This is a genomic window from Burkholderia sp. BCC1996 (assembly GCF_905339955.1).
In the GTDB taxonomy this organism is placed as follows: domain Bacteria; phylum Pseudomonadota; class Gammaproteobacteria; order Burkholderiales; family Burkholderiaceae; genus Burkholderia.
The window spans coordinates 193926-201440 of the sequence record NZ_CAJPHM010000015.1 but is presented as its reverse complement, the minus strand read 5'-3'; the positions used below and the strand labels follow the sequence as shown (position 1 = coordinate 201440).

The 7515-nt window shown below is 61.6% G+C and carries 6 protein-coding genes; 1 reads left to right on the top strand and 5 read right to left on the bottom strand.

What is annotated here, in order from left to right; genetic code table 11:
• Nucleotides 1-537: 537 nt before the first annotated feature.
• Both U4Z64_RS22620 and U4Z64_RS22615 read right to left on the bottom strand, forming a co-directional pair.
• Nucleotides 538-2046 carry a caspase family protein gene (locus U4Z64_RS22620; protein ID WP_321821141.1) on the bottom strand — a complete coding sequence of 503 codons (1509 nt, stop codon included), beginning with the start codon at nucleotides 2044-2046 and terminating at the stop codon, nucleotides 538-540.
• Between the two features lie 10 nt (nucleotides 2047-2056).
• Nucleotides 2057-2854 (bottom strand): hypothetical protein, encoded by a 798-nt coding sequence (locus U4Z64_RS22615; protein WP_321821140.1) that lies wholly within the window; start codon nucleotides 2852-2854, stop codon nucleotides 2057-2059.
• 736 nt (nucleotides 2855-3590) lie between these two features.
• Between U4Z64_RS22615 and U4Z64_RS22610 the strand changes: the two genes are divergently transcribed.
• A complete protein-coding gene (locus U4Z64_RS22610; protein ID WP_321821139.1) occupies nucleotides 3591-4565 on the top strand; it encodes a helix-turn-helix transcriptional regulator in 975 nt (324 codons plus the stop codon).
• 7 nt (nucleotides 4566-4572) lie between these two features.
• Here U4Z64_RS22610 and U4Z64_RS22605 read toward each other — a convergent pair whose 3' ends face one another.
• The 3 genes from U4Z64_RS22605 to U4Z64_RS22595 all read right to left on the bottom strand — a co-directional run bounded on the left by U4Z64_RS22605 (nucleotide 4573) and on the right by U4Z64_RS22595 (nucleotide 7143).
• Nucleotides 4573-5082 (bottom strand): OmpA family protein, encoded by a 510-nt coding sequence (locus U4Z64_RS22605; protein WP_321821138.1) that lies wholly within the window; start codon nucleotides 5080-5082, stop codon nucleotides 4573-4575.
• An 88-nt stretch (nucleotides 5083-5170) separates the two neighbouring features.
• Nucleotides 5171-6439: a diguanylate cyclase domain-containing protein gene (locus U4Z64_RS22600; protein ID WP_321821137.1), complete on the bottom strand. Its 1269-nt coding sequence runs from the start codon at nucleotides 6437-6439 to the stop codon at nucleotides 5171-5173.
• On the bottom strand, nucleotides 6436-7143 hold the full coding sequence (locus tag U4Z64_RS22595) for a YfiR family protein (protein WP_321821136.1): 708 nt from the start codon (nucleotides 7141-7143) through the stop codon (nucleotides 6436-6438). The genes U4Z64_RS22600 and U4Z64_RS22595 overlap by 4 nt, the downstream gene beginning before the upstream one ends.
• Nucleotides 7144-7515: the final 372 nt, after the last annotated feature.

The window sequence follows — 7515 nt, the reverse complement described above, 5'->3', positions numbered from 1 at the left end:
TTTTGCGGCGCAGCATGTCCATGATGCACAATCTTGGTGCGGAAATTTCCGGTATCGTCCGCTTGAGGGATACTTGGGGGCGCCGGAAGAAATCACCAGTCGGGAGAAAGCGCCACGACCAGTCATTGGGATGCCACGATGGGGACGACTGACGCAAGGCAAAAGCGCTCTTGCCGTCGACCAGTTCGGCAGCGGCGGCTTACGGACGTAAAGCAGTCTGTCGACTCCAAGTCAAAGGTCGTGTCGCCCCTTCTCAGCCATTGATCATTCATGGCATGAGTGGTCCAGGATGGTCGGCAAGCGACCGCAGGAAGTGTTTGCTCCGACGCACGCCTAGCTCTCATGTCGACGGTGAGGAGATAGATCGGATATCGGACTGTCATTGTCCTAGTCCGCGTTGTAGTAGATCGACCGCATCCGAGACTAAAGGCATCGGCAGGGCATGGCGGTCTGTAGAACGATCTTCCATACGAGAACGCGGTCAGCGATTGATGGAGAGGCAGAGGCGGAATGCCGAAGCCCCCGAGCCATCGCCTGCTAATTGACAGCGGTCTTAGCCTGGCTAACCCACCAGTTCCGCTCCCGAATCTCCTTGGGATTGAATGGGGTGCGTAATCTTCGCGCGATCTGTTCCAAGTCTCCGGCGTCAGCAGCCGGGTTGACATTGTAGGCGTGCCAGATAGCCCCAGAGACCGCCAATCCAATGTCTGGATCATTGACCAAGTCTGGCGAATTGAGTAGATCAACGCCGACCATTTCGCCGAAACGTTTGTAGTTGTACCGACCGACGACAAGGAGGCCGTATATGTTTCGGCCACGATAGCGCCAGCCATCTCCGCTTCCTGGTGGCCCGTTCCCCAAGTCGCTTCTGCCCCCGTAGATCACGTTGGCGATGGCTTCGGGCTTACCAACGAGGCTTCTTGCCATTTCGTCAGATATCACTTGGCGAGGCCAGTCCTTACGCAAAGCTGCGGCAGAATATGTAAGCCTATCCTCCTTGGCTCTAAATCCCCCGGTCTCGTAACCGATGGCGCCTAAAAAGTAGGCAAGGCGGATCGGGGTATTAATCTCGTATTTGGCCAAGACGTCGCGGTGTTTGAGGAGCGCGTCGGCAAAATATTCTCTGCCACGGAAGAAGTGCACTAGCTTTGCACGGTCGAGGCCCTCCAGGAAAGGAGTGACTTTGTCGGGCGTTCCGACCGGCTCGGGTTTGTCCGGCACACCGTTGAACTCGCCGCTGGCGAAGCTCCAGCGGCCTGACGCAGTGAGACCGTTAACCACGAGCGGGAGTTGTTCACCGCCTGTGTCGTTGGAAACAAGCGTCTTCACGTCGTCAAAGAGCAGGACTATCGGGTCGTTCGGATGTCGCGCTATTGCTTCAATCAAGCGACCTGAGAACGGACTACTCTCCAGCGAAGCGCCTTCGTCAGCGATATCGCCAGCGCGTGTCGCATAGGCGATGAGCGTGCTGCCACGGCGGCCCATGTCGTGCAGTCCCTTTGGATCTCGTGGCGTATTAGACGGATACCATTGGCGACACGCATCGAGCACAACGATGTTGATTGGGTTGCCGGCCTCCTCCATGTCCTTCAGCAGTGGCTGCAACGGAGTGCCTTCGTTGCGAACTTGGGCGGGAGTTCGCGCCTTGGATGTGAGCGGCAGCAGATAGTTGTTGCCGAATTCATCCTGAGCAGCGTGGCCAGCATAGTAGAAAAAGCCTACCGCGTTGTCTCCAGCCGCACGCAGTCGCTTCCCGAATGCAGCGATCACGTTGGTTAAAGTGGGGCGGTCGAGATCGTAACTGTTCGGCTGCAAGGTAAAGCCCTGTCGCCTTAATTGTTCAGCCAGCTTTTGCGCGTCAGATAATGCGTTTGGCAGAGAGGGATTCGGCTTATAGTGGGTATTGCCAATAACTAATGCAATGCGGACCGGTGTTTGACCGCAGGCCGCGCAGCATGCAATTGACGTTGCAATCAACAACAATACTCGGCCGAATCGGACTCGCCAACTGTTGTTTCGCAGTGCCGGTTGTGCGACTGTGATCATTGCAGTGGCCTCAGGCACGGCGCCCTCGCTCAAACAAGGCGGCCTCCGCTTCACGACGAATGGGTAATCCCCGTTGGTCGGGGCCCGGCCAGAGGTGCTTCATTGCACGAATTCGATCGGGTACTTTATCGAATTGCTCGGCTGCCATCAATTGCTTGATCTCGTACATCTCTTTCCGAGATTTGTTGTTATGCGTCGACGGCCCTCGGTTGTAAACCAGCGAAACGAGTGCCCCGAAGCTATCGTCGGATAACATTCCGCAGTTTGGAAAAGCGTCTTCCGTCTGTTTGGTGGGGTATCGCAGGAAAGCGAGAAACTGCGAGTAGGCGTCCGACCAAGAAATCTCGACAGATTGCACACGCGGCAAAGCTGCCTTTGCGGCGGGCCCCTTGAGTGCAGCCACGCTTGTCAGAAGCGCGCGGTCATCCACGCTGAGCATCGGCCAGTCACGATCGATGATGGCTGCGTTTGCGGACTGCAGGTCGTAGCCGACTCCGATAGTCACGCCTGACTGCCCCTTTGGCCAGATCGGTCGTTGATACTTTGCTTTGTAGACCGCCTCGCTCGCGACCTCGCAGGCAACAATCAGATCGATCGACCGCTGGCTCAATAGCCGCTTAGAGGGTTTACCATGAGGTACGCCGCGAGCCCCCGTCTTATCGCGATAGATCCAACTGTGCTCAACCATTTCCGGGTCATTCTGGATTTGATGAAGCAGTGTTTCAAATCTATCGGCCTGTGCAAAGGCAGGCAAACTGTTCGCGAGTGCAGCCGAACCTAGAACCGAGAGAAACACGCGTCGTTCCATAGGAAACCTCAGGCTCCAAGCAAACGTGTGGAAAATGCAACCAACACATGTTATGTGGTTTTCTTGACAGCAAGCGCCAGAAGTTTGACTTTGACCGCCAAAGCCCACGACCGTGCCTTGCTCGCGCTCGGGAGATTCGATGAAGCGCGACTACTTCGCCTTTATGCCCAGGCCAGACGCTGTGATAGCAGCGAGGAGTCTGACCATCACCCGTCAACCTTACAACGAGCAGCACCTTGAATTGCGCTCTCAACGGGGGGCCACGTAGGCGATGAGCACCTCAACCTAAGGGTGATGCGGTGTCCGGAAGTACAGGGTCAACTCCATTCCGTTCCCCCGTGCATTGGGCTAGATTTCAGCAATGTTTGGATCGGATTTCATCCCCCAGATTGGGGATGAAAAAATGCAATGTCCGATTCGTCCGGTGATGCCGCTGCTTTTGTCCTGTATGCAAAAGAACGGCAGAAAAACATTGAGAATCGCCATTACGTCTGACGAGAAGCACCCCTGAAGCAATATGCTTCGAGCCGAAAGCGCTCCCCGCATATTGAACCCCGCACAAGAATGAGTAAGATGCCCGAAAGGCTGTCGACAAGAACGCATCGCGCGGGGTAGCCAAATGCAACGGAACGAGTTGATTCCATCGGCATTGCTCGATGACATCTACGCTGCAGCACTGGGCGATCAGAGATGGGAAGTCGTGCTCGACGGCTTGCGATCGTCGGTAGGCGTGCGCATGGCAACACTGCTGTCGTTCGACGATGCGGCGGGAGTGCCGGTCATCGACCGGGCTGCGGGCGACGACGAGCCGTGGGTTGCCGATTGCCGCCGCGCATACAACACCGAGTTCTATCTGTATGACCCGGTCGTACCGATCGCCGGCAACTGGCCGACTGGTCGCTGGTTCGAGGACGTCAAGCAACTGTCCCGCCCGCAGCGCGAACACTGCGTGTTCTACCAGGAATTCCTGAGGCCATACGGAATCGGCAGCATCGCCGGCCTGTATATCCATCGCGGCGAGCACACCGGCGCATTCCTCAGCGTACAGAGCGGCCCCGAATCGCAGGGCCTGTCGGACGCACAGCGCGTCGCGATCGAAAGCATGGGCGCACACATCAGCCGCGCATTGCGGATCGAGGCACGCATCGGCGAACTCGAAGCACGCGTGGCCGCCGCGGAATCGGCGCTTGATGCGCTTCCGGTGCCGGTGTTCTTGCTCGGCGCGCAACGCGAACTCCGCTATACGAATCGCGCAGCCGATCAACTGATCGCGGCAGAACCTGCGCTGCGAATCGTGAACGGGCGCTTCGCGCCGGAAGGCTGCGTCGACGATGCGCATTGGCGGCACGCGTTCGCGCGCGGTGGGGTGTTGCTGCGCCGTACGACGGGTGAACCGCTGCCGCTTGCGCTGATGCCGGTGCCCGAACAGTCACGCCTCGTGCGCGAGCGGCCCGGCGTCGCGGCATTGATGACAGCAGCCGACCTGCGTTCGCCGGCGGCACGCGCGCAGCGGCTGCGCGTGTTCTACGGACTGTCGTTGGCCGAAGCCGATCTCGCGGTGCTGCTGTGCTGCGACGGACGCTCGCCGCAGGAATGCGCCGAGCTGCGCGGCGTGTCGATCGGCACGATCCGCTCGCAGATCAAGTCGATCTATGCGAAGACGGAAGTGTCGCGGGCAGCGCAATTGACGTCGCTGGTCATGCAGACGTGACGCCCCCTCACCGCGGCGACACCACAATCGCCGCCCGCCGATTCTGCGCCCGCCCGCCTGGTGTCCGGTTATCCCCCACCGGATCGCTCTTCCCCTTCCCGACCACCGCGATCTGCTTGCCGTCCAGCCCCACATCCACAAGCTCGATCGCCACCACCTCCGCCCGCCGCCGGGACAACTCGAGATCGTAAGCCGCCTCCCCTTCCGCGTCCGAGTACCCATAAACCCGCACACCATTGATCCCGGCCGACCTCAACGTCCTCCCGATCCGCTCGACGATCCGCCTGACGACCGGCTTGAGGTTGTACCGATCGAAATCAAACAGGATCGGCCCCGTCGACCCGAACTCGAACCCCTGCTCGGTCTCCTGAAACCCGGCCGACTTCAGCGCCGTGACCTGCGTCTGCGTGAGCCCACGATGAAGCGGCGGCGTCTTGCACCCGCCAAGCAGCAGGCACAGCAGCACCGCGCTCGCGACGCACATCCTCCCCATGCTCACAGATAACGCGTTTTTCATCACCGCCCCCTTCCTTCGCATGCGCCCGCATCGCGTGCGCTTCTTATCCCGCCGCCGCGGCCTCGCCCGCAGCGCGAAACGATAGACCTCAAACCCGCCCGGCTACGCCTTCCGCCAACTGCCACGACCCCGGCCGCGCACGCTTGGCGCGGTACATCGCGGCATCCGCCGCGCGCAGCAGGCCGCTCGCGTCGGACGCATGGTCGGGATACAGCGCAACGCCGGCACTCATCATGGTGGCCACCATGCGTCCGTCGGGCAACTCGATCGACGACACCAGGCCGGACAAAATCTGCTCGGCGATCCGGCACACGCTGTCCGTTTCGCGCACACCCGTCAGCATCACCGCGAATTCATCGCCGCCCAGGCGAGCGACGAGATCGGCTTCGCGCACCTGCGCGCGCAACCGCGCCGCGATGCCGACCAGCACCGCATCGCCGGCATCGTGGCCAAGGCAGTCGTTGATTTCCTTGAAGCGGTCGCAGTCGAGATACAGGATGGCGACCCGCTGCCCCGTCACCACGGCGTCGCAGAGTGCAAGCGACAGACGCGACTCGAACTGCACGCGGTTGGGCAAACCCGTGAGCGCATCGTGCGTCGCCTTGTATTCGAGCGACGCGTTCTCGTTGCGCAGCGTGTTCTGCCACTCCTCGAGTTCATCGAGCAGCGCATTGAAGTCGTCGCCGAGCTGGTTCAGTTCGGCGATCGCCACGGGCTCGACGCGACGCGCGAACGCGCGCTCGCGCCGCACGGCGTGCGCGACGGTGGCGAGTGCGCGCAGCGGCACGACGATGTTGCGCAGCAAACGCTTCGAGCTGACATAAGCGCCGAACACGCTGACGACGAGACAGCCGAGAATGCCGCCGATGCCGCCGAGCAGGAAGCCGAAGAACTGATGCCCGCGGCCACGCACGATCACCTGACCGACGACGATGCCGTCGTGCATCACCGGGACGGTCACGGCCCCCGGCAACGCGAGATCGGCGACGCCGCGCTCGAGCCTGGCGATCCGGCCGCCGGCAGGCAGCTTCCAGATCGCGAACAACTGCCCCTTGTTGTCCGTGACCACCACCTGCGCGACGTCCTCATCGCTTGCGATCGTCGCGATCGCTTCGCTCGCCGCGGCACGGTCGCCGAACACGAGCGCCGCCTCGACCGTGTAACCGAGCGAGCGGGCCAGCAGGTTCAGGTTGTTGCCGGCATACGCACGCAACGCGATCACGGCGACGACGATCAGCGACACGGCGGCCATCGTCACCGCGACGAACGCCAGGCGCAGGTGCGCGCGGCGCAACACGCTTTGCAGCGTCGGGCGCGGCACGCTTGAGGACGCAATGGGGGGCGCGGAACGTGTCATGGCGTCAGCGTCCGCCGCGCGAGGTTGAGCACGTTCGGATGCACGCGCACGCCACTGCGCGCGACGGCGTCGAGATTGATGTCGAACGTCACGTGTTCGCCTTCGACCGTCAGACAGAACATGCTGCCCGCGGTGCACGACGGATCGTGTTCGGCGATGGTCAGCACCGGATGGCCGGCGAGCGCGGTTCTCACCCGCATTCGCTCGTCGTTGCCGAGCGCGCCGAGATACACGACGTCGCAGGCGATGCCGAGCGAGGGATCGTCGAAGCGGACGCGCTGCACGTCGAGCACGGTCGAGCCGGCCTGCATCGTGTCGGTGAGGTCGCCCGCGTAGTCGGGCCTGCCCGTCACGCATAGATGCAGGCGCGCGGGCGTCGTCGGCCAGCGCGTGAAACTGACGATGCCGAGCACGACCTGGCGTACGTTGGAGTCGTGTGACGAAAAGGCGGGACCCGTCGGGCCGGCAGGAGTCGCGGTGGCTGAGATTTGCATCGCGTCGACCGGGTCGTCCCTGGCGGCAGGCGATCCGGCAAGGACGGAAGGGACAACGCTCAGAACGCAAACGATTGCGATGAACGCGTGGCGCAACGAGGCGACTCGGCCCGACCGGCCGGACGCCGTCCGCGCGGCGATTGCCACCGCGCCCGCTGGCGTCGATGCGGCCGCATGATTCGCGGCCGTCGCGCACACACTCGCATCCATGATGGAAACATCGGTTGCAGTCGTTCCCGGCCCTGCCTCCTGCCTGCCATGTGCGCGCGCAGGTACCGTGTCACGCACATGATTGCTTCCATCTTAGGTAAAAATTCGCAACCCGAACCAGTGGGATACTCCCGCTAAATGGCAATCGGAAAATAGGGCGAATCGGTGCGATGCGCGACGATGCGAGCAAACTGTTTGCCGACGACGATCGAGCCTCGCCTTCGGAAAATTGATCAGTGGATTGGACACCCGGGCGCGTCAACCTTCATACATTCGTCCCGGCTTCGACCGAAGCCTCGTCCGCCGCCCGACGCTCACCTTCTGCCAGAAGCAGTCACGTCATTTTTCCCGCCACGATCGCCCCGCGAGCGA